The sequence below is a fragment of the Bordetella genomosp. 6 genome (assembly GCF_002119705.1).
Taxonomy (GTDB): domain Bacteria; phylum Pseudomonadota; class Gammaproteobacteria; order Burkholderiales; family Burkholderiaceae_B; genus Bordetella; species Bordetella bronchiseptica_F.
Map to the genome: position 1 here is coordinate 520,424 of NZ_CP021107.1, position 25,148 is coordinate 545,571.

23 protein-coding genes are annotated in these 25,148 nt (G+C 68.8%); 7 read left to right on the forward strand and 16 right to left on the reverse strand.

All coding sequences use genetic code 11. The features are described from left to right. The first annotated feature begins 42 nt into the window (after positions 1-42). The 3 genes from CAL11_RS02525 to CAL11_RS02535 all read left to right on the forward strand — a co-directional run bounded on the left by CAL11_RS02525 (position 43) and on the right by CAL11_RS02535 (position 5,503). The gene (locus CAL11_RS02525) at positions 43-579 is read left to right on the forward strand and encodes a YqaA family protein (protein ID WP_086092061.1); all 537 of its coding nucleotides are present in this window, start codon (positions 43-45) and stop codon (positions 577-579) included. A 123-nt stretch (positions 580-702) separates the two neighbouring features. Continuing rightward, complete coding sequence (locus tag CAL11_RS02530) at positions 703-4,665, forward strand: DUF3683 domain-containing protein (protein ID WP_033461664.1); 3,963 nt, start codon at positions 703-705, stop codon at positions 4,663-4,665. 52 nt (positions 4,666-4,717) lie between these two features. After that, on the forward strand, positions 4,718-5,503 hold the full coding sequence (locus CAL11_RS02535; protein WP_086092062.1) for a GntR family transcriptional regulator: 786 nt from the start codon (positions 4,718-4,720) through the stop codon (positions 5,501-5,503). Between the two features lie 90 nt (positions 5,504-5,593). On the opposite strand, the gene CAL11_RS02540 is transcribed toward CAL11_RS02535, so the two are convergent. The 5 genes from CAL11_RS02540 to CAL11_RS02560 all read right to left on the reverse strand — a co-directional run bounded on the left by CAL11_RS02540 (position 5,594) and on the right by CAL11_RS02560 (position 10,830). Beyond that, on the reverse strand, positions 5,594-6,817 hold the full coding sequence (locus CAL11_RS02540) for a CaiB/BaiF CoA transferase family protein (protein ID WP_086092063.1): 1,224 nt from the start codon (positions 6,815-6,817) through the stop codon (positions 5,594-5,596). Beyond that, positions 6,801-7,736, reverse strand: coding sequence for an alpha/beta hydrolase fold domain-containing protein (locus tag CAL11_RS02545; protein ID WP_086092064.1), 936 nt, complete (start codon positions 7,734-7,736; stop codon positions 6,801-6,803). The genes CAL11_RS02540 and CAL11_RS02545 overlap by 17 nt, the downstream gene beginning before the upstream one ends. A gap of 5 nt (positions 7,737-7,741) precedes the next feature. Next, positions 7,742-8,554, reverse strand: coding sequence for an enoyl-CoA hydratase (locus CAL11_RS02550; RefSeq protein ID WP_033455006.1), 813 nt, complete (start codon positions 8,552-8,554; stop codon positions 7,742-7,744). A gap of 20 nt (positions 8,555-8,574) precedes the next feature. Beyond that, positions 8,575-9,795, reverse strand: a complete 1,221-nt coding sequence (locus CAL11_RS02555; protein ID WP_086092065.1) for an FAD-dependent monooxygenase — start codon at positions 9,793-9,795, stop codon at positions 8,575-8,577. Positions 9,796-9,858: 63 nt separating this feature from the next. Further along, positions 9,859-10,830 (reverse strand): tripartite tricarboxylate transporter substrate binding protein, encoded by a 972-nt coding sequence (locus CAL11_RS02560; protein ID WP_167382438.1) that lies wholly within the window; start codon positions 10,828-10,830, stop codon positions 9,859-9,861. A gap of 118 nt (positions 10,831-10,948) precedes the next feature. Here CAL11_RS02560 and CAL11_RS02565 point away from each other — a divergent pair, with 118 nt between their 5' ends. After that, on the forward strand, positions 10,949-11,731 hold the full coding sequence (locus CAL11_RS02565) for an IclR family transcriptional regulator (protein WP_086092066.1): 783 nt from the start codon (positions 10,949-10,951) through the stop codon (positions 11,729-11,731). A 20-nt stretch (positions 11,732-11,751) separates the two neighbouring features. Here CAL11_RS02565 and CAL11_RS02570 read toward each other — a convergent pair whose 3' ends face one another. The 4 genes from CAL11_RS02570 to CAL11_RS02585 are packed head-to-tail and all read right to left on the reverse strand — an operon-like array spanning position 11,752 to position 14,701. After that, positions 11,752-12,510, reverse strand: coding sequence for a LamB/YcsF family protein (locus CAL11_RS02570; protein WP_086092067.1), 759 nt, complete (start codon positions 12,508-12,510; stop codon positions 11,752-11,754). After that, positions 12,507-13,520, reverse strand: a complete 1,014-nt coding sequence (locus tag CAL11_RS02575) for a biotin-dependent carboxyltransferase family protein (protein ID WP_086092068.1) — start codon at positions 13,518-13,520, stop codon at positions 12,507-12,509. Before CAL11_RS02575 ends, CAL11_RS02570 begins: the two co-directional genes overlap by 4 nt. Beyond that, the gene (gene pxpB / locus CAL11_RS02580; RefSeq protein ID WP_167382439.1) at positions 13,517-14,245 is read right to left on the reverse strand and encodes a 5-oxoprolinase subunit PxpB; all 729 of its coding nucleotides are present in this window, start codon (positions 14,243-14,245) and stop codon (positions 13,517-13,519) included. Before pxpB ends, CAL11_RS02575 begins: the two co-directional genes overlap by 4 nt. Positions 14,246-14,269: 24 nt before the next feature. Then, the gene (locus CAL11_RS02585) at positions 14,270-14,701 is read right to left on the reverse strand and encodes a VOC family protein (RefSeq protein ID WP_086092070.1); all 432 of its coding nucleotides are present in this window, start codon (positions 14,699-14,701) and stop codon (positions 14,270-14,272) included. A 102-nt stretch (positions 14,702-14,803) separates the two neighbouring features. Between CAL11_RS02585 and CAL11_RS02590 the strand changes: the two genes are divergently transcribed. Then, entirely contained in the window at positions 14,804-15,679 is an 876-nt protein-coding gene (locus CAL11_RS02590) for a LysR family transcriptional regulator (protein WP_086092071.1), read from the forward strand. A 47-nt stretch (positions 15,680-15,726) separates the two neighbouring features. Here CAL11_RS02590 and CAL11_RS02595 read toward each other — a convergent pair whose 3' ends face one another. The 7 genes from CAL11_RS02595 to phoB form a co-directional block, all read right to left on the reverse strand. Continuing rightward, entirely contained in the window at positions 15,727-16,710 is a 984-nt protein-coding gene (locus CAL11_RS02595; protein WP_157668840.1) for an IS110 family transposase, read from the reverse strand. A gap of 272 nt (positions 16,711-16,982) precedes the next feature. Next, the gene (gene serA / locus CAL11_RS02600) at positions 16,983-18,182 is read right to left on the reverse strand and encodes a phosphoglycerate dehydrogenase (protein ID WP_086092072.1); all 1,200 of its coding nucleotides are present in this window, start codon (positions 18,180-18,182) and stop codon (positions 16,983-16,985) included. 101 nt (positions 18,183-18,283) lie between these two features. After that, on the reverse strand, positions 18,284-18,745 hold the full coding sequence (locus tag CAL11_RS02605; protein WP_086092073.1) for a DUF411 domain-containing protein: 462 nt from the start codon (positions 18,743-18,745) through the stop codon (positions 18,284-18,286). A gap of 106 nt (positions 18,746-18,851) precedes the next feature. Next, positions 18,852-20,249 (reverse strand): heavy metal sensor histidine kinase, encoded by a 1,398-nt coding sequence (locus tag CAL11_RS02610; protein WP_086092074.1) that lies wholly within the window; start codon positions 20,247-20,249, stop codon positions 18,852-18,854. Next, positions 20,246-20,923, reverse strand: coding sequence for a heavy metal response regulator transcription factor (locus tag CAL11_RS02615; protein ID WP_033461646.1), 678 nt, complete (start codon positions 20,921-20,923; stop codon positions 20,246-20,248). The genes CAL11_RS02610 and CAL11_RS02615 overlap by 4 nt, the downstream gene beginning before the upstream one ends. Positions 20,924-20,978: 55 nt before the next feature. Next, positions 20,979-22,289 (reverse strand): phosphate regulon sensor histidine kinase PhoR, encoded by a 1,311-nt coding sequence (gene phoR, locus CAL11_RS02620; protein WP_033454982.1) that lies wholly within the window; start codon positions 22,287-22,289, stop codon positions 20,979-20,981. 11 nt (positions 22,290-22,300) lie between these two features. Then, the gene (phoB, locus tag CAL11_RS02625; protein ID WP_033454980.1) at positions 22,301-22,999 is read right to left on the reverse strand and encodes a phosphate regulon transcriptional regulator PhoB; all 699 of its coding nucleotides are present in this window, start codon (positions 22,997-22,999) and stop codon (positions 22,301-22,303) included. A gap of 163 nt (positions 23,000-23,162) precedes the next feature. On the opposite strand from phoB, the gene ubiE reads away from it, so the two are divergent. Both ubiE and CAL11_RS02635 read left to right on the forward strand, forming a co-directional pair. Beyond that, entirely contained in the window at positions 23,163-23,939 is a 777-nt protein-coding gene (gene ubiE, locus CAL11_RS02630; RefSeq protein WP_033461641.1) for a bifunctional demethylmenaquinone methyltransferase/2-methoxy-6-polyprenyl-1,4-benzoquinol methylase UbiE, read from the forward strand. Positions 23,940-24,104: 165 nt separating this feature from the next. Beyond that, complete coding sequence (locus CAL11_RS02635) at positions 24,105-25,115, forward strand: Tim44 domain-containing protein (protein WP_086092075.1); 1,011 nt, start codon at positions 24,105-24,107, stop codon at positions 25,113-25,115. Positions 25,116-25,148: the final 33 nt, after the last annotated feature.

Below are 25,148 nucleotides of genomic sequence, written 5' to 3' on the forward strand. Positions count from 1 at the left end.
ACAGGGACATTCCGGCCGGCTGGCCCTACACTACCGGCCATCATGGAACAAAGCCTGCTCGATGCCGTCCACTGGCTGCTTGCTCTCCTGGCCCTGCCCAAGGTCGGCCTGAGCGCGGTTTTCCTCGTCAGCCTGCTGTCGGCCACCCTGTTGCCGCTGGGGTCGGAGGCGGCGGTGTACGGATTCGTCAAGCTGGCGCCCGATATGTTCTGGCCTACCGTGCTGGTGGCGACCGTCGGCAATACGGCTGGCGGGGCCATCAGCTACTACATGGGGCTGTGGGCCCACCGCGCCGTCGAGCGCTGGCGCGCCCGCCACCCCCACGAGCGGCAGGACGGCTTCCAGTCGCGCCTGGGCGGGCGCTGGAACGCGCGCGCGCGAATCTGGCTGCACCGGATGGGGCCGCCGGCGCTGCTGCTGTCCTGGCTGCCTGCGGTGGGCGACCCGCTGTGCGCGGTGGCCGGCTGGCTGCGGCTCAGCTTCTGGCCCTGCGTGGCCTACATGGCCATTGGCAAGTTTCTGCGCTATGCGCTGCTGACCGGCGCCTTGCTCTGGGCGCTGCCGGAATTCCATATGTAACAATGCGCCATCGGCCTTCCGGCCCATATCTGGCGCGGTTTTGCGCGTAGATGTGGGGGTATTCGGGAGATTGAGTTGCCAATGTCTTAAAATGGCTCTTTAAGGGCCCCTCTTGTTGCTTCCATGAACGCCCCCCTCGCCAGCCAAATCCTGACCGCGGCGATACCGCCCGCACCCGGCGCGCGTTTGCGCGAAATCCCGTACAACTACACGTCGTTCTCCGACCGTGAGATCGTCAGCCGCCTGTTGGGCGAAGACGCCTGGCAGCTGGTCAGCGACCTGCGCGGCGAGCGCCGCACCGGCCGTTCGGCGCGCATGCTGTACGAGGTGCTGGGCGATATCTGGGTGGTACGGCGCAATCCCTACCTGCAGGATGACCTACTCGACAACCCCAAGCGCCGCAAGCTGCTGATCGAGGCGCTGCACCACCGCCTGGGCGAGATCGACAAGCGCCGCGAGCCGGCCGCCGTGACCGAGGCTGGCCATGATCCGCGCCGCGATGCCAAGGTGGTCGAGCTGCTGGCGCGCGCCCGTTCGGCGGTGGCCGCGTTCGAGGGCCAGTTCGACCAGACCGCGCAGTTGCGCCGCCAGGCGCAGCGGGTGCTGGGCCGCATCACCGCGCGCGACAACATCAAGTTCGATGGCCTGTCGCGCGTATCGCACGTTACCGACGCCACCGACTGGCGGGTCGAATACCCGTTCGTGGTGCTCACGCCCGACTCCGAGGACGAGATCGCCGCGCTGGTGCGCGCCTGTATCGAGCTGGGCCTGACCATCGTGCCGCGCGGCGGCGGTACGGGCTACACGGGCGGCGCGATCCCGCTGACCTGGAAGTCGGCCGTCATCAATACCGAGAAATTCGAGACCCTGGGCGAGGTCGAGTCCTGTGTGCTGCCGGGCCTGACCGAGCCGGCCGCGGTGATCCACGCCGGCGCCGGCGTGGTCACCAAGCGGGTGGCCGAGGCCGCCGAGCGCGCCGGCTTCGTGTTCGCCGTCGATCCGACCTCGGCCGAGGCGTCCTGCGTGGGCGGCAACATCGCCATGAACGCGGGCGGCAAGAAGGCCGTGCTGTGGGGCACCGCGCTGGACAACCTGGCCTGGTGGCGCATGGTGGATCCGGACGGCAACTGGCTGGAAGTGACCCGGCTGGCGCATAACCTGGGCAAGATCCACGACGTCGACGTGGCCAGCTTCGAACTGAAATGGTTCGACGGCGCCGGCAAGCCCGGCGAGAAGCTGCTGCGTACCGAGCGCCTGGATATCGAGGGACGCAAGTTCCGCAAGGCCGGCCTGGGCAAGGACGTGACCGACAAATTCCTGGCAGGCCTGCCGGGCGTGCAGAAGGAAGGCTGTGACGGCCTGATCACGTCGGCGCGCTGGGTGCTGCACCGCATGCCGCGCCATACGCGCACGGTCTGCATGGAGTTCTTCGGGCAGGCGCGCGACGCCATCCCGTCCATCGTCGAGGTCAAGGGCTACCTGGACGGCGAGGGCAAGGCGCGCGGCGCCATCCTGGCCGGCCTGGAGCACCTGGACGAACGCTACCTGCGCGCGGTGGGCTATGCCACCAAGAGCAAGCGCGCCATGCTGCCCAAGATGGTGCTGATCGGCGACATCGTCGGCGACGACGAGGACGCGGTGGCCACCGCCGCCAGCGAAGTGGTGCGCCTGGCCAATACGCGCCACGGCGAAGGCTTCGTGGCCGTCAGCGCCGAGGCGCGCAAGAAATTCTGGCTGGACCGTTCGCGCACGGCTGCCATCGCCCGCCACACCAACGCCTTCAAGATCAACGAGGACGTGGTGATTCCGCTGGATCGGATGGGCGAGTACACCGATCACATCGAACGCATCAACATCGAGCTGTCCACGCGCAACAAGCTGCGCCTGCTCGACGAGCTGGACGCCTATCTGGCCGAGCCGCTGCCCATGGGCAAGGTGGAAGACGCCGAGGATGTCGCGCTGACCCGCGCCGAGGTGCTGGCCGAGCGCACGCGCCAGGCCATCGAGCATCTGGCGCGCACGCGCCGGCGCTGGCAATGGCTGCTGGACAACCTGGACCTGCCGCTGGCCCAGGCGCTGCCCGAACTCGATGGCCTGGACATGGCCGCCCAGCGCGAGGCGCTGGCCGGGCGCGTGCAGGCGCAGCCGCAGGCCCGCGTCTTCGACGTGGTGCAGGACCACACGGTGCGCATCTCGTGGAAGACCGAGGTGCTGCCGGCGCTGCAGGGGATATTCTCGGGCAACGCCGGCAAGCTGATCCTCGATGGGCTGGTCGCCGTCCACGCCCGCGTGCTCAAGAGCCGCGTGTTCGTGGCGCTGCACATGCACGCCGGCGATGGCAACGTGCACACCAATATTCCGGTCAACTCGGACGACTACGGCATGCTGCGCGAAGCCAACCAGGCGGTCGAGCGCATCATGCAGATCGCGCGCGACCTGGATGGCGTGATTTCCGGCGAACACGGCATCGGCCTGACCAAGTACGAGTTCCTGACCGAGGCCGAGCTGGCGCCGTTCCAGGAATACAAGCGGCGCGTCGACCCCAACGGCCACTTCAACGCCGGCAAGCTGATGCCGGGCGCTGACCTGCGCCATGCCTGGACGCCCAGCTTCAACCTGATGGGGCACGAGTCGCTCATCATGCAGCAGAGCGACATCGGCGCGATCGCCGATTCGGTCAAGGATTGCCTGCGCTGCGGCAAGTGCAAGCCGGTGTGCGCGACCCACGTGCCGCGCGCCAACCTGCTGTATTCGCCGCGCAACAAGATCCTCGCCACCTCGCTGCTGGTCGAGGCCTTCCTGTACGAAGAACAGACGCGCCGCGGCATCAGCCTGAAGCATTGGGAAGAATTCGAGGACGTGGCGGACCACTGCACGGTGTGCCACAAGTGCTATACGCCCTGTCCGGTGGACATCGATTTCGGCGATGTGTCGATGAACATGCGCGCGCTCTTGCGCCGCATGGGCCGCAAATCGTTCAACCCGGGCACGGCCGCGGCCATGTTCTTCCTGAACGCCAAGGATCCGGCCGCGATCAACGCGACGCGCAAGGCCATGGTGGGCGTGGGCTACAAGGTGCAGCGCGCCGCGCACGACCTGCTGGCCAGCGTCTCGCGCAAGCAGGCCGCGCATCCGCCGGCCACGGTCGGGCGCGCGCCGCTGCGCGAACAGGTGGTGCACTTCGTCAACCGCAAGATGCCGGGCGGGCTGCCCAAGCAGACCGCGCGCAAGCTGCTGGATATCGAGGACGCCAACTACGTCCCGATCATCCGCGACCCCAAGACGACCACGGCCGATACCGAGGCGGTGTTCTACTTCCCGGGTTGCGGCTCGGAGCGGCTGTTCTCCCAGGTGGGCCTGGCCACCCAGGCCATGCTGTGGCATGCCGGGGTGCAGACCGTGCTGCCGCCGGGCTACCTGTGCTGCGGCTATCCGCAGCGCGGCAACGGCATGACGGACAAGGCCGAGCAGATCATCACCGACAACCGGGTGCTGTTTCACCGTGTCTCCAATACGCTGAACTACCTGGATATCAAGACGGTGGTGGTCAGCTGCGGTACCTGTTACGACCAGTTGGCCGGCTATGAATTCGAGAAGATATTCCCCGGCTGCCGCCTGATCGACATCCACGAGTACCTGCTGGAGAAAGGCATCAAGCTGGATGGCGTGCAGGGCGTGCGCTACATGTATCACGACCCCTGCCATACCCCCATGAAGCTGCAGGATCCGATGAAGACCGTGCGTTCGCTGGTGGGCGAGGGCGCCCAGAAGAGCGACCGCTGCTGCGGCGAGTCGGGCACCCTGGCGGTGAGCCGCCCCGACGTGTCGACCCAGGTGCGTTTCCGCAAGCAGGAAGAACTGGACCGTGGCCAGGCCGCCATGCGCGCCGACGGCTTCAGCGGCGACGTCAAGGTCCTGACTTCGTGCCCGTCGTGCCTGCAAGGCCTGTCGCGCTATGAAGGCGAGACCGGCATGGACGCCGACTACATCGTCGTCGAGATGGCGCGTCACATCCTGGGTGAAACCTGGATGGAGGATTACGTGCGCCGCGCCAACACGGGCGGCATCGAGCGCGTGCTGGTCTGACGCCGCGATCCCGCGGGGCCACGGCCCCGCGGGACGGATCCAGGGCGCCGCATTGCGCTATTTATGTTTCAATGTTTATCTAGTATCTTCTTATAATTGCAAACTCCGGCGCCCCACGGCCAAGGAATTCAGATTGGACGTCAAAGCGCCCGCCACGATCCCGTACTTCCTGAAAGAGCAGATACGGGAACTCATCGTCGACGGCACCTTCAGGCCGGGCCAGCCCCTGCGCGAACAGGATCTCGAACAGCGCTTCGGCACCAGCCGCAGCCCGATTCGCGAGGCCTTGCGCCTGCTCGAGCGCGGCGGGCTGGTGGTGCACCTGCAGCGCAAGGGTTTCCGCATCCGCCGCTACAGCCAGACCGAGATCCGGCAGGTCTACATGCTGTACGCCGAACTGGAGGCTTACAGCATTATGCAATTGTCGGAGGCCGCCGACCTCTCGCCCCTGCTCGATGACCTGCGCCGGCACGAGGCGCGCATCGCGCAGGCGCAGGCCGGCGAAGACGTGCGCGGCTATATCGGCGCGCTGCGCGACTTCTACCTGGCCAGCGCGCGCTTCACCGGCAATGTTCCGCTTGCCGACACCTTGAGCCGCCTATACGAACAGGTCGAGCCGCTGCGCTACAACCTGGTGCGCCGCACGCTGGCGGCCACGCCCGCGGACCAGTACCACCGCGGCATCGTCCCGGCGCTGGCGCAGCGCGATCTGGCCGGCGCGGCCCGGCAGGCGCACGCGCTGGTGCGCGAAATGCTGCCGCGCATCCTCAGCGCCTACGAGCAATGGGCGGGCGACGCCGGCGACGAGCCGGGCGACGGCCGCCTGCGCGTCGCGTAGGCTTTCCCTCTCTCAGGACATCCTCGGAACGCCCAGCGCATGCGCAGCATGCCGGTGCGAGAGGCGCGCGCGCCACGGCCGGCGCGGGCATCACACGATGCCGCGCGCGCGCAGCGCGCCGATCGCCGCCGGCGCCATGCCGAGTTCCGTCTGCAGCACCTCTTCCGTATGTTCCCCCAGGCAGGGCGCGGCCCTGCCATAGGCGATGGGCGTGGCCGAGTAGCGGATCGGGCTGGCGACCCCGGGCGCGTCCACCCCCGAGCCATGGGGCAGCGACAGCTTCAGGCCGCGGTGCCGCACCTGCGCGTCTTCGAACACCTGCTGCAGATTGTTGATGGGACCGCACGGCACGTTGGCGGCTTCGAGCAGGGACACCCACTCCTGCATGGGGCGCGCCAGCATGGCCTGGGCGATGATGGGAATCAGCGTTTCGCGGTTGCGGCTGCGCTGCGCCATGGTCGAGAAGCGGCTGTCCGTGGCAAGCTGGGGCATGCCGATCAATCCGGCGAAGGTCACGAACTGGGTGTCGTTGCCCACCGCCACGATCACGTCGCCTTCCTTGCAGCGGAACACCTGGTACGGAACCATGTTGGAGTGCGTGTTGCCCAGTCTTTCCGGTATCTTGCCCGACAGGAAGTAATTCATGACGGCGCAGCCGGTGACGTTCACCAGGCAGTCGAGCAGCGAGATGTCGATGGCCTGTCCCTCGCCGCTGAGGTTGCGGTGCTCCAGCGCGCCCAGGATCGCCGTCGAGGCGTAGATGCCCGTGACGACATCGGTGATCGGGATGCCGGTCTTGAGCGGGCCGCCGCCGGGCTCGGCGTCGGGCAGGCCGGTGATGCTCATCAGGCCGCCCATGCCCTGGAAGATGTAGTCGTAGCCGGGCAGGTGGGCGTGCGGGCCGGTCTGGCCGAAGCCGGTGACCGAGCAATAGACGAGCCGTGGATTGATCTTGCGCAGCGACTCGTAGTCCAGGCCGAAGCGCGCCAGCGTGCCGACCTTGTAGTTCTCGACCAGCACGTCGGCGTCCTTGGCGAGTTGGCGGACGATCTCCTGCCCTTCGGCGCTGGAGATGTCCAGCGTCACGGACTGCTTGCCGCGGTTGGTGCTGAGGAAGTACGCGGCGTCGGTGGTTTCCTCGCCGTCCGCGTTCTTCAGGAACGGCGGCCCCCAGCCGCGCAGGTCGTCGCCCGCGCCGGGGCGTTCGATCTTGATGACGCGGGCGCCCATGTCGGCGAGGATCTGCGTGGCCCAGGGGCCGGCCAGGACGCGGGTAAGGTCCACGACCTTGATGTGCTCAAGTGCTTGTTTCATGATGGGGCTCGGCGTCGCCGCGGACGGCGCGCAATGGGTGATTGATGAAATCCGCCAGTTCCGCGATGGCGGCGTCGGCGGCATCCAGGCGCGCGGCGAAAAGCTGGAACACGTGCGGCATGTCCTGCCATACGCTCAGGCGTACCGCGACGCCGCTTGCGGCGGCGCGCGCCGCCAGCGCCCGCGCGTCGTCGAGCAGCGCCTCGGCCGAGCCGGCCTGCACGAGCAGCGGCGGCAGTCCGCGCAGGTCGGCGTGCTGCGCCGAGATGGCGGGCGCCTCGGGATCGCCGTCGCGGCCGAGGTAGGCGCGCGCCATGCGCAGCACGGTGGCGCGGTTGGCGATGGGATCGGACGCCGCGTTGGCGGCGTAGCTCTCGCCCCGGGCCTGCAGGTCTATCCATGGCGACATCACGGCGCATGCGGCCGGCAACGCGGCGCCGCGCTCGCGCAGCCGCGCCAGCAGCAGCACGGCCAGCGCGCCGCCGGCGGAGTCGCCGCACAGGGCGGTCTGCCGCGCGGCCCAGCCCTGGCCGGCCAGCCAGGCATGGGCCGCGTCGACGTCCTCCAGCGCGGCCGGACAGCGCGCCTGCGGCGCCAGGCGGTACCCGATGCTCAGCACCGCCCGGCCGGAACGACCCGACAGCCGCGCCATCAGGTTGTGGTGCGAGCGGTGCGAGCCGATCTGGTAGCCCCCGCCATGGATGAACACGATCACGCGATCGCGGCTCGATTCCGGGGCTTCTATCCAATGGCACGGGACACCGCCGGCATCGACCGGCGTGACGCGCGCGGGCAGATGCACGGCGCCGAAGAAAGCGTCCCAGTCGCGCCGTATCCGCGCGATGTCCGCGTCCTGGTCCCAGCCGGCGTACAGTCGCCGGACCTGGGCCAGGAGCGTTTCGAGCTGTGCGGACGCCATGGCCGTCAGCGGCTGCCGGCGGCGGCCGCCTGGATGGCATTGCCCAGGCCCTGGGCACGCGCGCGGTTGAAGCCTTCCGACAGATGGCTGAGCTGGTGCGTGTCGAAATGCGCGTCGATGGCGCTGCGCAACCCCTGCATTTCCAGGCCGCGGTTGATCGAGCGCTTGACCAGGCGCAGCGCGAACGGGTCGCACGCGGCGATGCGCTGCGCCATGCGGTCGGTTTCGGCCTGGAGGTCGGCGCGCGCGACGACCTTGTTGACCATGCCGATGGCCAGCGCTTCCCGCGCGCTCATGCGTTCGCCCAGGAACAGGAATTCCTTGGCCTTGCGCGCCCCCATGACCCACGGGTGGATCATGACCTCGACCGCCGCGGTCGCGAGCGTCTGGCAGACCGGGTCGGAGAAGAACGCGTCATCGGAGGCGACGATGAGGTCACACATGTTGGCCACCATGAATCCGCCCGCGATGCATGCGCCGCTTACCTGCGCGATCGTCGGTTTGGGGCAGTCGTAGATGTGCATCGCGTAGCCGAGGTAGTAGCGCTCCTCGAATTCCCAGCGCTGCTCCACCGTGAAGTTGCTGCGCTTGGCCGCGGCCTCCTTGAGGTCGTGCCCCGCCGAGAAGTGGTCGCCCTTGCCGGAGATGACGATGGCCTTGACCGAGGCGTCGCGCACGGCCAGGCCGAGCGCGCGGTCCAGTTCTTCGAGCAAGCCCTGGCTTTCCGCGTTGCGGGCCTGCGGGCGGTTGTGGGCGATGCGCGCGACGCCGTCGGCCGCATGGTACTCGATGAGTTCGAAAGAGTCGGAGTTGTTCATGGTTGCTCTCGTGTGTCGGGTTACCAGGCGCGCAGGGCGCGCCAGGCGTCGTCGGTGCCCAGGGCCGCCTTGTCGGCGTCGTATCCGAACAGCCATTCCTGTTGCGGCAGGAAGGTGCCCTGATACTGGGCGTCGTAGTGGAGGAACTTCTGGTTGCGCCGCGCGACCTGCTCGGGGTCGCTCATGTGAAAGCGCTTTTCCGCCAGTTGCGATTGGGCCTGCACGCGGGCCGTGCGCTCCTTGCGCAAGGACTGGTAGCGCTCGAGCGCGGACGCGATATCGCCGCCGCACTGCTGCAGGGTGCGGGCCAGCACCCAGGCGTCCTCCATGCTCTGCACCGCTCCTTGGGCGTGGTAGGGCAGCATGGCGTGGGCGGAGTCGCCCAGCAGCGCGATGCGGCCGTTGATCCACGAGTCCAGCGGCGCGCGGTCGTACAGCGCGGTGACGAAGGGCTTGTCGGTCAAGCGAATGAGCCCGGTGACCTGCTCGTTCCAGCCGGCATACTCGCGCAGCACCTCGTCCACGGTGGTGGTGGCCGACCAGGACTCCTTGCGGTCCCCCGGACGGCTGCCGATGCAGATCCAGTTGATCTTGCGCCCGCCCGAGACGTAGTAGATGACGGCGCTGCGCTCGGGCCCGAGCCAGAGATGGGCGCTGGGCGAGATGTCCAGGTGCCGGGCGGCGTCCGCGTCGACGATGCCGCGCCAGGCGATGCAGCCGGAGGCCTGGGGTTGGTCGGCCTGGAAGTAGCGGCCGCGCACCAGCGAGTGGATGCCGTCGGCGCCGACCAGGATGTCGCCCTGTATCCGGGTGCCGTCGGCGAGCGTGGCGGTTACGTGCCGCGCGTCCTGTTCGATGTCGACGATCCTGCAGCCCAGCCGCAGCTTGGCCGGATCCAGGCGCTCGGTGAGCACGCCGAGCAGGTCGGCCCGGTGCGCGTGGTAGTAGGGCGCGCCGAAGTGCTCCTTGATGGTCGGCATCAACGGGTTGCGCATCAGCACCTTGCCCGATTGCCAGTCGCGGTAGAGCAGCTCGCGCGGTTCGAAGGCGACCTTGCTCAATGCTTCGTGCACGCCCAGGTGCTGCAGCACGGCCACGCCGTTGGGGCTGAGCTGTACGCCCGCGCCGACCTCTTCGAGGCGGGGCGCCTGTTCCAGCACGATGTGGTCGATCTTGAACTTTTCCAGGGCGGCGGCCAGCGCGGCGCCGCCAATACCGCATCCTGCGATGATGACTCGCATAATCTTGTCCTGTTGTGTGGGGGTGGGACGGCCCGGCCGGGCCGTCGCGCGGTCGCGGTCGCCCTATTGGGGCTGCAGGCCGATTTCCTGGATGATGGGCCCGGACCGGGTCAGCTGGTCCTGGATGAAGCGCATCAGCTCCTGGTTCGATGGATTCCAGGGCTCCACGCCGTTGTTGTGCAGGAATTCCACGAACGCGGGCGCGGTGCTGGCCGAGCGCGTGGCGCTTTCCAGTTTGCGCATGACCGCGTCGGGCGTGCCGGGCGGGGCGAAGAAGGCGATCCAGACCGGCATGCCCGAGTTCTTCGAGCCGACCTCGACGGTGGTCTGGATGTCGGGAAAGGCCGAGAGGCGGTCGTTCTGCAGCACGCCCAGCGCCTTGAATTCGCCGGCCCGGATGCGCGCCTGGGCCGAGAACAGCGTGATATAGGCGATGTCCACTTCCTTGGCCTTCAGCGCCAGCAGGCCTTGCGCATCGCCGCGGTAGGGAATGTGCATGATGTTCAGGCCCAGGTCGCTTTTCATGATCTCCATGCCCAGATGCGCGCTGGTGCCGATGCCGAACGAGCCATAGTTCAGCTTGCCGGGGTTGTCCTTGATGTACTTGATCAGCTCGGTCAGGTTGTTGGCGGGGAAGTCCGGCCTGGCCAGCAGCACGGTGGGCGCCGTGTTGATTGGCGCGATCGGCTGCAGCGTGTCGATCCGGAAGGGCAGGTTCTTGTACATGTGCGGGGCGACCGTAAAGCCGGTGTTCGAGCCCAGCAGTATCGTGTAGCCGTCGGGCGCGGCCTGGGCCACCGTCTGCATGGCCACGATGTGGCCGGCGCTGGGCTTGTTCTCGATGATGACCGGCTGCCCCAGTTTCTCCGCCATGCCCAGCGCGGCCTGGCGTGCGATGAGGTCCGTGATGCCTCCGGGGCCGAAGGGTACGATCAGCCGGATCGGCCGGCTGGGGAAGGTATCGGCCTGCGCCGACGAGGCCGCCATGAGCAGTGCAATCGTGGCGATACGGCGCAGCAAGCTGAATGTTTTCATGGTTTGTCTCCTCGAAGGCCCGAATGCTAATCCGGCCTGTTTAGAATGGGCGACAAACCTTGCTATGCTGCACACTGTTTTGACATGCGGAACATCCGGGGCGGCACAGGAGACGAAAATGAGCGCGCCGAAAGCAAGCCGCCCCGCGCGGGACCGGCAATTCGCCAGCACGCTGGCCCATGGCCTGCAACTGCTCAGGTGCTTCACGCCGGAGGCGGCGATCCTGAGCAACCGCCAGTTGTCCGAGCTGTCGGGGCTGTCCAAGCCGACGGTGTCGCGCTATACCTACACGCTGATCGAACTGGGCTATCTCAAGGTCGATCCTGTGTCCGGCAAGTTCCAGCTGGGCAACGCCGTTCTCACGCTGTCCTATCCGCTGCTGGCCAATATCGCGCTGCGGCAGGTCGTGCGCTCGCCGATGCGCGAACTGGCGGAACGATTGGGCTGCTCGGTGTCGCTGTGCATGCGGGAGCGCCTGAGCATGGTCTATGTGGAGACCAGCCGGTCGCGCTCACTGCGCGCGCAGCGCTACTCCGACATCGGCATGTCGCATCCCATCATCGCCACGTCCAACGGCCGCGCCTATCTCGCCGCGTGCAGCGCGGACGAGCGCAATACGCTGTTCAACCAGATCCGCGTGAAGACCCCCGAGCACTGGGAGCGCTGGGGCGAATCGGCGCTGGAGATGATCCAGTTCTGGGGCCGGCACGGGTTCTGTTATTCGCATGGCGAATACCGGCCGGACGTCGCGACGGTCGGCGTGCCTTACCGGCCGTCGTCCGGCGGCGAGCTTTATGTATTCAACTGCGTGCTCGGCGCGCAGTTCGTCAAGCCCGGCCAGCTGGAAAACGAGGTCGGCCCCGCCCTGCTGGAGATGACCTCGGTCCTGCCGTACGCATGACGGCGCTGCGCGCGGCGGCCTTACGCCGCCTGGATGGCGATGCCGTTGCGCTCGAGCGCCTGGCGGATGCCGCGGGCGAAAGCCGGCGCATCGGGCTGGTCGCCGTGGATGCACAGCGTGTCGGCCTGCAGCGCCACGGTCTGCCCGCCCGGGGTGCGCACGCTGCCGTCGCGCACCATCCCCAGCACCTGGGCGACGGCCTGGTCGAGGTCGGTGATCATGGCGTCGGGCTGGCTGCGCGGCGTCAACTGGCCGTCGGCCTGGTAGGTCCGGTCGGCGAACACTTCCTGCGCCGCGCGCAGGCCGCTGGCGCGGGCGGCGTCGATCAAGGCGCTGCCGGCCAGTCCGTACAGCACCAGGTCGCTGTCGACATCGCGCACCGCCTGGCAGATCGCGCGCGCCAGCGCCGCATCCCTGGCCGCCATGTTGTAGAGCGCGCCGTGCGCCTTGACGTGGTGCAGGCGCGCGCCTTGCGAAGCGGCCACGCCGGCCAGCGCGCCGACCTGGTACACCACCAGGTCGTAGGCTTCCTGCGGGGTGATCTGCATGGCGCGGCGCCCGAAGCCGGCCAGGTCCGGCAGGCTGGGGTGGGCGCCCAGCGCCACCCCATGGGCCAGCGCCGCGGCGACGGTCTGGCGCATGGTGGAGGGGTCGCCGCCATGAAAGCCACAGGCAATATTGGCCGAGGTGACGAACCGCAGCACGGCTTCGTCGTTGCCCATGCGCCAGGCGCCGTAGCTTTCGCCCATGTCGCAGTTCAGGTCGATGGCGGGATTCATGGCGTGGGCTCCTGGAAGTCGCGCAGCAGGCCGCGCAAGGCGTCGAGTTGATCGGTCAATTGGGCGAAGGCGGCTTCGCGGGCCGCGTCCAGCCGTTGCGCCTGCTCAAGCTCCATGAGTGCAAAGCGCAGCGCCTGCCCCGGCATGGCCTGCGCCAGCGACGGCAGGTCCACCGTGGCGACCTGCGCCAGCTTGGGATAGCCGCCGGTGGTCTGGCGGTCGGCCATCAGCACGATGGGCGCGCCGTCGGCCGGCACCTGCACGGTGCCGAAGCAGGTGGCCTCCGACAGCATCTCGCGCGGCTCGGACAGCCGCAGCCGCGGCCCTTCCAGACGATAGCCCATGCGGTCGGATTGCGCACCGATGCGAAAAGGCTGGTCCAGCAAGGCCTGGCGCGAGGCGGCGTCGAAGGCCTCCCAGTGGGGGCCGGGCAATATGCGCAGCACGTCGCGCGGCGGGCTGCTCAGGGTGGCGGGAAGATAGAAGCGCAGTTGCCACAGCTGCTGCGCCAGCTCGTCCAGGCGCGCCGCGTCGTTGGCCAGGGGCCGGCGCAGGCTTACCTGGTCGCCCCTGGCCAGGGCGCGTCCGTGGTGGCCGCCGAAGGCGCTGCGCAGGTAGGTGCTCTGGCTGCCCATGACCATGGGCAGGTCGTAGCCGCCGTGCACCGCCAGGTAGGCGCGCGCGCCCTGGCCGGGCCGGGCGAAGGACAGCTCGTCGCCGGCGCGCGCCACCAGCGGGCGCAGCACGGGCGCGGGCAGGCCGCCGAGCGTGGCGCCGAGGTCGGCGCCGCCCAGCGCCACGCAGGCCGGCGCCTCGAAGCGCAGCGTGGGGCCGGCCACGGTGATCTCCAGCGTGGCGGTGTCGGCGGCGTTGCCGGCCAGCAGGTTGGCCAGCCGGTGCGCGCGGGCGTCCATGGCGCCGGCCACCGGAATGCCCTGGTGCTGGTAGCCGTGGCGGCCGCCGTCCTGGAAGGTCGACAGCATGCCGGGCTTGATGACGGCCAGGCTCATTGCGCCTCCCGCAGGCGATCGAACTCGGCGGCGTCGACCGGCACGAAGCGGATGCGGTCGCCGGGTTGCAGCAGCGCGGCGGGTTCGCGGGCCGGGTCGAACAGGTTCAGCGGCGTGGCGCCGATGATGTTCCAGCCGCCGGGCAGGCGCGCGGGATAGATGACGGTCTGCCGGTTGGCGATGGCGACCGAGCCGGCCGGCACCGCCGTGCGCGGCGTGGCGCGGCGCGGCAGGTCCAGGCGCGCGTCGTGCACGCCGATATAGGAATGGCCGGGCGCGAAGCCCAGCATGTAGACCATGCTGCCGGGCGCGCCATGCAGCGCGACCAGCGCTTCGGGCGTCAGGCCCGCGGCGCGCGCGGCCTCTTCGAGATCGGGGCCATGCTCGCCGCCGTAGCACACGGGGATTTCCATTTCCCGGCCGGCGCTGTCGTCGACCGGGATGCCGCCGGCCAGCAGGCTTTCAACCCGCGCCGCCAGCGTGGCATGGTCGGGCGCGCCGTCCGGGCCGGGGCGATAGTGCACCGCCACCGCCGCGAACGAGGGCACCACGTCGGTCACGCCCGCCAGGCCGGCGGCGCGCAGCAGGCCGGCCGCCGCCAGGCAGGCGCGGCCGATGCCGGCGTCGATCCGGTCGCCGAACCACACGATCAGGCACCGGTCGCCCTGCGGCAGGATGCGCCAGCCGGCGGGCGCCGATGAAGGAGGCGGGGGCGATTCGGTCAACGGCAATACCTGCTGCGAAGGAAGTTACTTGGCAAACAGGGATTCTATGTTCTTGAAGGCCTTGAATTCCAGTGCATTGCCCGACGGATCGAGGAAGAACATGGTGGCCTGCTCGCCCACCTCGCCCTTGAAGCGGATATAGGGTTCGATCACGAATTCGGTGCCGGCATCGGTCAGCTTGCCGGCCAGGGCTTCCCACTGGCCCATGGACAGCACCGCGCCGAAATGGCGCACCGGCACGTTGTGCGCGTCCACCGCGTTGGTGGCGGCCGAGCCGCATTCCTGGGGCGCCAGGTGGGCCACGATCTGGTGGCCGTAGAAATCGAAGTCGATCCACTCGGGCGAGCTGCGCCCTTCCGGACAGCCCAGCAAGGCGCCATAGAAATCACGGGCCTCGGCCAGGTCGCGAACCGGGAAGGCGAGGTGGAACGGAGGAATGGGGGACGGGGCGGACATGCAGGGCTCCTGATGGCATTGAAGATTCAGGGCATAGTGTATTAGTTGTTTTTGTGATAGAAAAACGATAAATATTCGGGCTGAGCATCAATAAAATCGATCGTGATCCGCGAATTCAAAACCTTCATCGCCGTGGCGCGCGGCGGCACCTTCACGGGGGCCGGGCGCCAGCTCGGCCTGACCCAGTCGGCCGTCAGCGCGCAGATCAAGCGCCTGGAAGAACACCTGGGCGTGGCGCTGTTCGAACGGACCGGCAAGTCGGCCACCTTGAACCATCATGGCCGCAGCCTGCTGCCGCAGGCCGAGGCGCTGGTCGCCATGGCCGACCGCGTGGTGGGGATGGCCGGCGCCGGCCGGGTCAGCGGCCTGTTGCGCGTGGGCGCGATTGCGTCGGTGCAGCAGGATCTGCTGGTGCGGGCCCTGGCGGCCCTGCGCGCCGAACACCCGGATGTGCGCGTGCGCATCGTGCCGGGTGTGTCGCTTACGCTGCTGGGCCACGTCGACGCCGGCGAAGTCGACCTGGCGGTACTGATCCGGCCGCCCTTCGCGCTGCCGCCGGAGCTGGAATGGCAGCCCCTGCTGCGCGAGCCCATGGTGCTGGCCGTGCCCGAGGCGGCGCCGGACGCGCCCTGGCGCGACCTGTTGGCCGGCCAGCCCTTCATCCGCTATGACCGCGCCTCGTTCGGCGGCCGGCTGGTGGACATGTTCCTGAAGCGGCACCGGCTGGATGTGCGCGAAGCCATCGAACTCGACGAAATCGACGCCATCGCCAACCTGGTGCGCCACGGACTGGGCGTGGCCCTGCTGCCGCATACGCGGCACCTGGATGCGCGCGGGCTGCGCCTGCTCGAACTGGACGACCAGGTCCGCTTTGCCCGCGAAATCGGCATCATCGTGCGCCAGCCGCTGGGGCAGTCGCCGCTGGCGCAACGGTTGGCGCAATGCCTGCGGGCGGCGGTGAGTTTCGGGGAGGCGTAGATTCGGCGGTGCCAGTCCCCCTTCGGGGACAGATACCGTCTTGGCCGTCAAGCGTTCATGGCGTAATTGGGCTGATAGGGGATGCGGTTTTTGAGGACCCCGAAGCACAGATGCACCAGTTTTCTCATGGCCGCGCCCAGCGCGGCCTTTTTGCTTTTTCCCGCTTTGAGCAGACGCTGGTAGAGAGCACGGATGTGGGGGTTGTGGCGGGTGCCCACCAGGGCCGCCATGTACAACGTGGCGCGCACCTGGGCCGGGCCGGCTTTGGACAGGCGTGCGCGGCCGTTCAGGCTGCTGCCGGATTGGCGCTGCACGGGGACAATCCCGAGGTAGGCGGCCAGGCTCTGGGCGGAGTCGATACGCCGATTGTGCATGACGGCCAGGATGGCGTTGCCGGCCTGAGGCCCGACGGCGGGGATGGAGTTCAGCAGCTCGCGGTCTTGCTTGAGATCGGGGTGGTTGTCGATGTGCTGCTCGATCGCCCGCTCGATCTGTTTGAGCTGTTCGCGCAGAAACGCGATGGCCTTGTCGATGGAGCCATCGACCAAGGGCGCCGAAGGGCTGAACTGGCTCTTCTCCTTGCGATTGAGCTCACGCAGCAGATCCTTGCCCAGCGCCTCGCGTCGCGTCAACAAGGCGCGCAGTTGGCGCGCATGCAAGGGCGCCGGGTGCCACAGCGCCGGGCTCAGCGTCTGTCCATAGCGTGCCAGAACGTAGCTGTCGAGCGCATCATTTTTGGAGCGCATCGCCAAGGCCTTGGCAAAGTCCCGAGCCTGGGCGGGATTGACCAAAGAGACCCGGACCTGGGCATCGTGCAGCGCCGTGGCCGCTTGCTCGTGATACAGCCCCGTGGGCTCCAGGATGGCGTGCAACTGCGCTGGCTGTGCGCCGTGTTTGGCGCACCACGCCAGCAGGGCCTTCACGCCCGCGGCGCTGTTGGCCGCCACCTTGGTCTTACGCTTATCAGACTGAGCCGTCAGCAACGTGCAATCCAGCTTAGCCTTCGATACATCAATACCTATAAAAAACATGGACTTGGCCTCCTGCAGATAACAAACTGCTGTCAGCCACTGCGCCCACTTGCCTTGTACATACAGGGTCCTCGCCCTACGATACCGTCCAGTGTTTCGCCGGCCCAGCAGTGCGCAACCGAGCCGCTATCTGTCCCACAAAGTCCTCGCTTTGGGCACCAACTCGCGGTCATCGGCGCGCGGTGGTGATAGCTAATCACCACCGGAGGAAAGATACAAGGCACCGAGAAGTCAGCTGGTGCCAGTCCCCGTTCGGGGACTGGCGCCAGGGGTTACAGCTTTTCGCACCTCACGGTGACCGGGTGGCTGCGCAGGTCGGCGAGGACGGTGTCGGTGACGTCGCCGTCGACGTCGGTGACGGCGTAGCCGATCTGGCCCTTGGTCTGCAGGCTCTGGCTGACGATGTTCAGGCCGTGCTGGGCCATCAGGTTGTCCAGCGCGCCCAGCGCGCCGGGAGCGTTGCGGTGCACGTGGATGATGCGCGAGCCGCCCACGGGCGCCTGGTACGACAGCTCGGGGAAGTTGACGGCGCTCTTGGTGGTGCCCGCCTGCAGGAAGCGCACCAGTTTCTCGGCCACTTCGCGGCCGATGTTTTCCTGGGATTCCTGCGTGCTGCCGCCGATGTGCGGGGTGAGCAGGACGTTGGGCATGCCGATCAGCGGGCTGGCCAGGGGCTCGTCGGCGCTCTTGGGCTCGGTGGGAAACACGTCCAGGGCCGCGCCGGCCAGGTGGCCGCTGGCCAGCGCGCCGTGCAGCGCCTGGATGTCGACCACCGTGCCGCGCGAGGCGTTGATGAGAATGGCGCCGCGCTTCATGCGCGCCAGGGTGTCGGCGTTGACGATGTTCTGGGTGGACTTGCCGCCGGGCACGTGCAGGGTGACGACGTCGGCCTGCTCCAGCAGCTCGACCAGCGAGGCGGCGGCGCGCGCGTTGCCCAGCGGCAGCTTGGCCTCGACGTCGAAGAACACCACGCGCATGCCGATGGCCTCGGCCAGGGTGCTGATCTGCGAGCCGATGTTGCCGTAGCCGACGATGCCCAGCGTCTTGCCGCGGGCCTCGTAGGCGCCGGCGGCGCTCTTGTCCCAATGCCCCAGGTGGACGCGGGCGTTCTTTTCGGGGATCCGGCGCAGCAGCAGGATGGCTTCGCCCAGCACCAGCTCGGCTACCGAGCGGGTATTGGAGAACGGCGCGTTGAAGACGGGCACCCCGCGCATCATGGCGGCGTCCAGGTCGACCTGGTTGGTGCCGATGCAAAAGCACCCCACCACGCGCAGGTCCGGATTGGCAGCCAGCAGGTCGGCGTCCAGATGCGTGCGCGATCGGATACCCACCACCTCGGCGCCGCGCAGGGCCTCGCGCAGCTCACCCGGCGGCAGCGCCGCCGCGTGGGCGGCGATGTCGGTATAGCCGGCCGCGCTGAAGACGGCGCGGGCGCTGGGGTGGATATTCTCGAACAGAACAATCTGGGCCATGTTGGTGTGCCTGTACAACGAGGGTTGGAAACTCCCTCATTGTGGACCAGATCGGGCGGCGCCCGGGCAGTGCCCATTGCGCCGTTGTGGCGAAACGCGCGTCAGCGGTACGCCTGGAACACCCGGGCCGAGCCGTCCGGCTGCACCAGCAGCACATCGTAGGCGTCGCGCCGCCCGCCGTAGGCCGGGCCGTCCATGCCGGGCGAGCCGATCGGCATGCCCGGCGCGGTTAGTCCCACGGCGCGCGGCTTGTCGCGCAGCAGGCGACGGATGTCGGCCGCCGGTACATGGCCTTCGACGGTATAGCCCTGCACGCGCGCGGTGTGGCACGAGCCATACCTGGCCGGCATGCCGGCCTGGCTGCGTACCGGCGCGGTGTCGTCGACCATGTGGGCGCGGACTTCGAAGCCGTTGTCGCGCAAGTGCTGCAGCCAGTCTTCACAGCAGCCGCAGGTGGGCGTGCGCCAGACTTCGATGGGGATCGATGTGTTGGCCAGGGCCGCGGCCGGCGCCAGGAGCAAGGCCCCCAGCAGGGCGCGGCGAAGCGTGGATACGTGGGACATGAAAGCCTGTGTACGGGAAGTTCAAGGGGCGGGAACGCGCCGGCCAAGCGTAGCACGCGTGCGGGGGCGCGAAAGTCGGGCCGACGATAGCAGGGCGGGGCTGACCTCAGTCTGTCGCCCGGATTACGCGTTTGTCATCTTGCGCGGAGCGCGCCCCGAGGGAGAAGCCGATCTCGGTGCCCGCCGGGCCGCTGGCCGCCGTCACGCCGCCGTTGTGCATGCGCGCGATGGCGCGCACGATGGCCAGGCCCAGGCCGTGGCCTTCGCCGCGCGGCGGCCGGGCGCCGCCGCTGCGGAAGAAGCGGTCGAAGATGCGCGGCAGGTCCGCGGCCGGGATGGGCGGACCCGGGTTGTGCACCGTCAGGCGCGCCGCGCCGTCGGGCAGGGCGGCGCAGCGCACGGTAATGGTGGCGCCGCGCGGCGTGGCGCGTATCGCGTTGGCCAGCAGGTTGGCCAGGGCGCGGCGCACCAGCCCGGGGTTGGCGGCGCAGGTGGCACTGCCTTGCACCGCCACCTGCAGCGCCTGCGCCTCCAGCGTGGCTTCGAAATACTCCGCCACGCGCAGGGCTTCCTGTTCGAGCCGCGCCGGCGCCAGGTCGGCGGCCTGCTCGCCGCGGTCGGCGCGCGCCAAAAACAGCATGTCGTTGACCAGCGTCTTGAGGTCTTCGAGCTCTTCGAGATGGGAGGTCAGCGCTTCGCGCAGCTCCTCTTCCGAGCGGGGCGACGACAGCGTGACCTGGGCGCCGTTGATCAGGGTGGCCAGGGGCGTGCGCAGCTCGTGCGCGACGTCGGCGTTGAAGCCCTCCATCTGCTGGTACGCCTCCTGCAGGCGGTCCAGGGTGCGGTTGAACGAGGCCACCAGGTCGCTCAGCTCGCGGTCGATGCCCATGACCGGCAGGCGCACGTCCAGGTGCTCGGGCTGGATGCTGGCCGCCTGGCCGGAAAGCCGCCGCACCGGCGCCAGCGTGCGGCGCACGGCCCAGGCGGCCAGCACCACGGTGGCGCCGATCCACAGCGCGCAGATCAGCAGCAACGCCGTGCCATAGGCATAGAGGAAGCGCGCGTTGGCCAGGGTGTTGACCGCCACCGTCAGCGTGGCGCCGGCCTCGGGCGGGCCCGGCAGCGTCAATCGCACGCCGCGCATGCGGGTGTCGTCGGCGTTGCGCAGCAGCACTTCGTCGCCGCCCGTGGCGCTCAGCACCTCGGGCGCGGCGTTGCCATAGCGCAGCGTGCCGTCCGGGCTGGTGATCCAGATGCCCAGGTGGCCATGGCCGGCCTGGATGCCGTCGAGCATGTCGCTGAGCGCCTGCGGCGTATGGGACTGCATGCCCACCAGGTGCTCGATGAGTTCGGCCTTGCCGCGCGCCTCGGTGATCTCCTGCCGCTGCACTTCCTGCTTCAGCGTCCAGAACAGCAGCGCCCCGGCCATGCTGGAGGCCAGCAGGGCGATGACGCCCAGCCACAGCGTCAGCCGCCGCTGCATCGATGGCGCGCGCAGCCTCATGGCGAACGCGATTCCAGCACGTAGCCCATGCCGCGCACGGTATGCAGCAGCTTGGCCTCGTAGGGGTCGTCCAGCTTGCCGCGCAGCCGGCGGATGGCGACGTCGATCACGTTGGTGTCGCTGTCGAAGTTCATGTCCCAGACCTGCTCGGCCAGCGTGGTGCGCGACAGGACCTGGCCCTGGCGGCGCAGCAGCAGCGCCAGCAGCGAGAATTCCTTGGCGGTCAGGTCCAGGCGGCGTCCGGCGCGCTGCGCCTTGCGGCTGGCCAGGTCCAGCTCCAGGTCGGCCAGGCGCAGCAGGGTGGACTCCTGGCTGCGCCCGCGCCGCTGCAGCGCGTGTACGCGCGCCAGGAGCTCGGAAAACGCGAACGGCTTGACCAGGTAGTCGTCGGCGCCGCCTTCCAGCCCGCGCACGCGGTCCTCGACCCGGTCGCGCGCGGTCAGCATCAGCACCGGCGTGTTGCGCGCGGCCGCGCGCAGCGCCGCCAGGACCGCGAAGCCGTCGATGTCGGGCAGCATCACGTCGAGGATGACCAGTTCGTAGTCGCCTTCGAGCGCCAGGTGGCGGCCGTTGATGCCGTCGCGCGCGACGTCGACGATATGGCTTTGCTCGGACAGGCCCTTGTGCAGGTAGTCGGCCAGCTTGGGCTCGTCTTCGATAACGAGGATGCGCATGGGGGCGGATGCAGGATGTCGGGATCCTGCATTATGCGCTGGATCGTCCGCCGCCTCAGCGGGCCGGGTCGTCGCCGGTCACGCGCTCGGCCGGAAAGCGCAGCGTGAAGGTGCTGCCCTTGCCGGGCTCGCTGTCTATCAGCAGGTCGGCGTCGTGGCGCATGGCAATGTGCTTGGTGATGGCCAGGCCCAGGCCGGTGCCGCCGGCCGCGCGCGAGCGGCCCCGGTCGACCCGGTAGAAGCGTTCGGTCAGGCGCGGAAGATGGCGCGCCGGAATGCCGATGCCGGTGTCCTGCACGCTGTAGAGCGCCTCGCCATCGGCGCCGCGTCGCCAGCGCACGGCGATGCGCCCGCCGTCGGGGGTGTAGCGCACCGCGTTGGTCAGCAGGTTGGACAGGGCCGAAGCCAGCTCGGTGCCGCTGCCCAGCACATCCAGCCCTTCCTCGATATCCCACTCGAACGCATGCCGGCCGTTCGACAGCGCCTCGACCTGCTGGCGCGCGGTCCGCAGCAGCGCGCCGACATCGACCGCCAGCGGGTCGGCCTCGGGCGAGGATTCGAGCGTGGACAGGGTCAGCAGGTCTTCCACGATGGCCTGCATGCGCCGGGCCTGCTCGTGCATCATGGCCATGTACTGGTCGCGCTGCTCGGCGGGCAGCGCCTCGGCCGGCAGTTCGCGCAGCGTCTCCAGGAAGCCGGCCAGCACCGTCAGCGGGGTGCGCAGCTCGTGCGAGACGTTGGCGACGAAGTCGCGCCGGGTGGTTTCCAGGCGCTCGATCTGGGTCACATCGCGGGAAATCAGCAGGCGCTGGTTGCTGGCGTAGCCGGCCAGCTGGATCATCATGACCCGCTCCTGGCCGTTCAGGCTCAGGCGCACCAGGATGGGTTCCGGCCAGTGTCCGCGATGCGCATAGGCGACGAACTCGGGCGCGCGCAGCAGGTTCAGCAGGTTGTGGCCGCGGTCGGCCGGCAGGCGCAGGCCCAGGTGGCGCCGCGCCATGCGGTTGGCCCAGTCGATCTGGAAGTCTTCGTTGAGCGTGACCACGCCGTCGGGCAGCGCCTGGGCGGCGGCCAGCATGCTCTGCATGGTTTCGCGCGTTTCGGCCAGCTCGCGCGCGCGCGCCCGCGTGTAGCGATACAGCGGCGCCAGGATGTCGTCCCAGGGGCCGACGGCCGCCGGCGGCGCCGAGTCGGGGTCATGGGCCCAGCGCGAAACCAGATGCAGGCGCCAGCTGCGCCACAGCAGCATGACCGCCATGGCCGCGCCGAACAGCAGCCAGCCGGCCGGATCGCCGATCAGCCATTGGGCGAGCAGGGCCGTGACCGCCCAGAAGGCGATCATGAAAAGGGTGCGCAGCCAGATCATCGTGCGGTTTTTTAGCGCGCCGGCACCTGGGCTGTAAACCGGTAGCCGCTGCCGCGCACCGTCTCGACGTGCACGTCATGGCCGCTGGGTTCCAGCGCCTTGCGCAGGCGGCGGATATGGACGTCCACCGTGCGCTCTTCCACGAACACGTGGTCGCCCCACACCTGGTCGAGCAGCTGCGAGCGGGAAAACACCCGCTCCGGGTGGGTCATGAAGAAGTGCAGCAGGCGGAACTCGGTCGGTCCGATGGACAGCGACTGGCTGTGGCCGGACAGGCGGTGGGTGACCGGGTCCAGCTTCAGCCCGGCGACGTCGATGATGTCGTCGGTCAGCTGCGGGGCGCGGCGGCGCAGCACCGCCTTGATGCGCGCCATCAGCTCCTTGGGCGAGAAGGGCTTGGTGATGTAGTCGTCGGCGCCCGCTTCCAGGCCGTCGACCTTGTCCTGTTCGGCGCCCTTGGCCGTCAGCATGATGACCGGGACGGCGCGGGTGCGCTCTTCGTCGCGCAGCTTGCGGGCCAGCGACAGGCCCGAGGCCCCGGGCAGCATCCAGTCGAGCAGGATGAGGTCGGGCAACTCGGCGCGGATCAGGGTCTGGGCCTGCTCGGCGTCGAACGCGCGCAGGACCTTGTGGCCCGCGAACGAAAGGTTCACGGCGATCAGTTCCTGGATGGCGGGTTCGTCTTCAACGACAAGAATGGTGCTGGACATGGTAGGCAGTGGATACGCGGCATGCGCCGGCGCGGCGCGAACATTGCGATAGTATGGCCGCAATATTTCACGTATGTGACCGTGGCCATATCCGGGCCGGGCCGTCCACGGCGGCGGGCCGCTTCCGATCGGCTACCATTGGACCATATACCGGGACTTCACCATGCAAACTCCTCATTCCCAGCCCGAATCGGCGCCGCAGGGCGAGCAATCCACGCATTTCGGCTTCCAGTCCGTGCCCGAGGCCGACAAGGCGCGCAAGGTCGCCGAAGTATTCCATTCGGTCGCCTCGCGCTACGACGTCATGAACGACCTCATGTCGGCCGGCCTGCATCGCGTCTGGAAGGCTTTCACGATCGGTCGCGCCGCGGTCCGGCCTGGCATGAAGGTGCTGGACATCGCCGGCGGCACGGGCGACCTGGCGCGCGCCTTCGCCAAGCGCGCCGGCCCCACCGGCGAAGTCTGGCTGACCGATATCAACGAATCCATGCTGCGCGTGGGCCGCGATCGCCTGACCGACAGCGGCATGCTGGTGCCCGCCGCGGTCTGCGACGCCGAGCGCCTGCCGTTCCCGTCGCAGTATTTCGACCGGGTCAGCGTGGCCTTCGGCCTGCGCAACATGACCCACAAGGATCGCGCCCTGGCCGAAATGACCCGGGTGCTCAAGCCGGGCGGCAAGCTGCTGGTGCTGGAGTTCTCGCGCGTGGCCAAGCCCCTGGCGCCGGCCTACGACTGGTATTCCTTCAATGTGCTGCCGTGGATGGGCAAGAAAGTCGCCAACGACGAGGCCAGCTACCGTTACCTGGCCGAATCGATCCGCATGCACCCCGACCAGGAAACCCTGGCCGGCATGCTGCGCGATGCCGGGCTGGACCGCGTCCAATACTTCAATCTGACGGCCGGCGTGGCCGCCCTGCACGAAGGCGTGCGGCTGGGCTGAAACGCACATCCCATGCGGCGCCACGGGGAACTTGTGGCGTGCCGGCTTGTCCGTTATGCTTAGATTGTTCAGTTGTCTGTAAGGTTTGCCGCGCTGGCCCCAACCGGGGCCTTTCCAGCCGCTCCCGCGGGGGGGCGACGGCGCGTACGCGAGGAGCACAAAAGCATGTCCCGATCCCGTTTTTCCCGATTTTGCGCCATGGCGCTGGTCGCCGTCGCCGGCACGGCGATGGTGGGCGCGTCGTTTGACGCGGAGGCCCGCCGCATGGGCGGCGGCTCCAGCTTTGGCCGCCAATCCACCAATATCACCCAGCAACGCCAGGCGGTAACGCCGCCGGCCGCCGGGACGGGCACCACCGCCGGCGCCACCAGCGCCGCCCGTCCGGCTACCGCCGCCGCGGGCACCGCTGCCGCGGGCACCGCCGCCAAGAGCGGCATGTCGCGCTGGCTCGGCCCCATCGCCGGCATCGCCGCCGGCCTGGGCCTGGCCGCGCTGCTGTCGCACCTGGGCCTGTCCGGCGCGTTTGCCGAGTTCATGGCCAGCATGCTGCTGATCGCCCTGGTGGTGTTCGCCGTCATCTTCATCGTGCGCCGCCTGCGCGGCGGCGCGCCGCGCCAGGCCATGCAGGGCGCCTACGGCGCGGCCGGCGGCAGCCGTCCCGGCCAGCCGTCGCAGCAGCCCATGTGGCGCGAAAGCCTGAACCCGGCGCCCGCCCAGCAACCCGCCGCGGCGCCGGTCGCAGCCGCGGCGCCCGCCGCGCTGCCCAAGGCCGGCGAGGACGGCAACTGGTTCATCCCGGGTGATTTCGACACGCCGCGCTTCCTGCAGCAAGCCAAGGACCAGTTCGTGCGCATCCAGGGCATCTGGGACAGCGGCGAGGTGGAAAGCCTGCGCGACTTCCTGACCGACGACCTGATCAGCGAGCTCAAGCCGCAACTGGAAGCGCGCGGCGCCGCCGCCAACAAGACCGAAGTGGTGCTGCTCAACGCCGAGCTGCTCGGCATCGAGACGGTTTCCGATGGCCACCTGGCCAGCGTGCGCTTCTCCGGCATGCTGCGCGAAGCCCCGGGCACCGAGGCATTCCGCTTCGAGGAAGTCTGGAACCTGTTCAAGCCGGCCGACGGCGGCTGGCTGCTGGCAGGCATCCAGCAGATTCCGGTCGAACACGCCAGCTGACCGCCACGGCGGGATGGCCAGGGCCGGTTCCCG

Excerpts from the sequence above, each read along its gene's own strand:
- CAL11_RS02525 (WP_086092061.1), top strand. The coding sequence starts at position 43 with ATGGAACAAAGCCTGCTCGATGCCGTCCACTGGCTGCTTGCTCTCCTG.
- CAL11_RS02530 (WP_033461664.1), top strand. The coding sequence starts at position 703 with ATGAACGCCCCCCTCGCCAGCCAAATCCTGACCGCGGCGATACCGCCC.
- CAL11_RS02540 (WP_086092063.1), bottom strand. The coding sequence starts at position 6,817 with ATGAAACAAGCACTTGAGCACATCAAGGTCGTGGACCTTACCCGCGTC.
- CAL11_RS02545 (WP_086092064.1), bottom strand. The coding sequence starts at position 7,736 with ATGGCGTCCGCACAGCTCGAAACGCTCCTGGCCCAGGTCCGGCGACTG.
- CAL11_RS02550 (WP_033455006.1), bottom strand. The coding sequence starts at position 8,554 with ATGAACAACTCCGACTCTTTCGAACTCATCGAGTACCATGCGGCCGAC.
- CAL11_RS02555 (WP_086092065.1), bottom strand. The coding sequence starts at position 9,795 with ATGCGAGTCATCATCGCAGGATGCGGTATTGGCGGCGCCGCGCTGGCC.
- CAL11_RS02560 (WP_167382438.1), bottom strand. The coding sequence starts at position 10,830 with ATGAAAACATTCAGCTTGCTGCGCCGTATCGCCACGATTGCACTGCTC.
- CAL11_RS02565 (WP_086092066.1), top strand. The coding sequence starts at position 10,949 with ATGAGCGCGCCGAAAGCAAGCCGCCCCGCGCGGGACCGGCAATTCGCC.
- CAL11_RS02570 (WP_086092067.1), bottom strand. The coding sequence starts at position 12,510 with ATGAATCCCGCCATCGACCTGAACTGCGACATGGGCGAAAGCTACGGC.
- CAL11_RS02575 (WP_086092068.1), bottom strand. The coding sequence starts at position 13,520 with ATGAGCCTGGCCGTCATCAAGCCCGGCATGCTGTCGACCTTCCAGGAC.
- CAL11_RS02585 (WP_086092070.1), bottom strand. The coding sequence starts at position 14,701 with ATGTCCGCCCCGTCCCCCATTCCTCCGTTCCACCTCGCCTTCCCGGTT.
- CAL11_RS02595 (WP_157668840.1), bottom strand. The coding sequence starts at position 16,710 with ATGTTTTTTATAGGTATTGATGTATCGAAGGCTAAGCTGGATTGCACG.
- serA (WP_086092072.1), bottom strand. The coding sequence starts at position 18,182 with ATGGCCCAGATTGTTCTGTTCGAGAATATCCACCCCAGCGCCCGCGCC.
- CAL11_RS02605 (WP_086092073.1), bottom strand. The coding sequence starts at position 18,745 with ATGTCCCACGTATCCACGCTTCGCCGCGCCCTGCTGGGGGCCTTGCTC.
- CAL11_RS02610 (WP_086092074.1), bottom strand. The coding sequence starts at position 20,249 with ATGAGGCTGCGCGCGCCATCGATGCAGCGGCGGCTGACGCTGTGGCTG.
- CAL11_RS02615 (WP_033461646.1), bottom strand. The coding sequence starts at position 20,923 with ATGCGCATCCTCGTTATCGAAGACGAGCCCAAGCTGGCCGACTACCTG.
- phoR (WP_033454982.1), bottom strand. The coding sequence starts at position 22,289 with ATGATCTGGCTGCGCACCCTTTTCATGATCGCCTTCTGGGCGGTCACG.
- phoB (WP_033454980.1), bottom strand. The coding sequence starts at position 22,999 with ATGTCCAGCACCATTCTTGTCGTTGAAGACGAACCCGCCATCCAGGAA.
- ubiE (WP_033461641.1), top strand. The coding sequence starts at position 23,163 with ATGCAAACTCCTCATTCCCAGCCCGAATCGGCGCCGCAGGGCGAGCAA.
- CAL11_RS02635 (WP_086092075.1), top strand. The coding sequence starts at position 24,105 with ATGTCCCGATCCCGTTTTTCCCGATTTTGCGCCATGGCGCTGGTCGCC.